Origin of the sequence: Vibrio sp. 10N.222.46.A1, assembly GCF_041473595.1 — a bacterium.
In the GTDB taxonomy this organism is placed as follows: domain Bacteria; phylum Pseudomonadota; class Gammaproteobacteria; order Enterobacterales; family Vibrionaceae; genus Vibrio; species Vibrio tasmaniensis_A.
In genome coordinates this window covers 1-1,144 of sequence record NZ_JBFRSN010001143.1, presented here as the reverse complement: position 1 = coordinate 1,144, position 1,144 = coordinate 1, and the positions used below count along the sequence as shown (strand labels likewise).

1 protein-coding gene is annotated in these 1,144 nt (G+C 44.3%); it reads right to left on the bottom strand.

Annotated features, from left to right (window positions below; genetic code table 11):
- Nucleotides 1–1,144, bottom strand: a 1,144-nt coding sequence (locus AB4496_RS24600) for a TonB-dependent receptor domain-containing protein (protein WP_372132430.1), incomplete at both ends; no start/stop codon positions are given.

Sequence of the window (1,144 nt, the reverse complement as noted above, 5' to 3'; positions counted from 1 at the left end):
AGCTCGCCAGTATCAAGGCGGTAACCTAACTCGAAACTGTTGGTTTTGATACCAGACATTTTTGAGTCATTAACGTTGATGCTGTCGTTGAGTTTCCAGTGATCACCAACGAGCTTGTAGCTGCCTTGTCCGTAGTATTTAGCTGGGTCTGCAAGGTCGAAACCTTGCGAGAAGTTTGCCCAAACTTGAGACTCGTTATTAAGGTGGTAGATCGTACCTAGGTTAAATAAGCCAACACCGTAATCAGTTTCACCACCTGGTACTGCGTCTGCTGTTTTGCCTTTACCAGCAGCAATTTTCTTCTGCTGGCTGTAGCCGACAAAATCATCAATCTTGTTAGAGATGTATTGGTAGCGGAATCCACCTTCCACCGTCCAATCATCGGTGATCGCATAGTCAGATTGTATAAAGCCTGCGATAGAGCTGACTTTAACACCTGCATAGCGACCCACTTGTGCATAGGTCTTGTTGACTAAGTTGCCTGAATTGTTCGCAATGGTGCGATCGTAAAGCGCTTGATTGCTATCAAGCTGATCTTGATACGCATCGATACCATAAACAATATTGAACTTATTGAAGCTCTTAGCCAGTGCTGTTTTTAATGAAATAACATCGGTAATTTGTTGACCAGAAGATTGGAAGTAAGGCGTGTAAGTTTGGTCTTCTTTACGGTATGAAGCTTCAGCAATAAACTGATGCCCAAGGAATTGATCATCGACGTAAGAGGCACTCAGCATGATGCGCTCAGTTCCGTGTTCGCGATCCGAGTAAAACCCTTTACGTACGTCAACAAAATCGCGCCCGGTGATGTATAGACCGTAAGGAGAGTTTTGCTGGCTATCGTAATATTGTGCTAGGAAGTTGAGCTTTTTGGTCTCAGACAGGTTCACGCCGACAGTTGTCAGGAAATCTACCGTCTTGTTGAACTGCAGTGAGCCTTGTGAAATGTCAGGAGTAACAATATCGCCATCTGCATCGAATACACCTTGTGTCTCGGTGTAAACCACAGAAGAGCGAGCTTGAACTTTGTCGTTACCGCCAGAGATAGATTGACCGACTTTGTAATCGAAATCTTCACCTGAATTAAAGCCCGATGAGCCACCGACATAAGATTCGAATTCTAACTCTTCACCTTGTGCTTTTT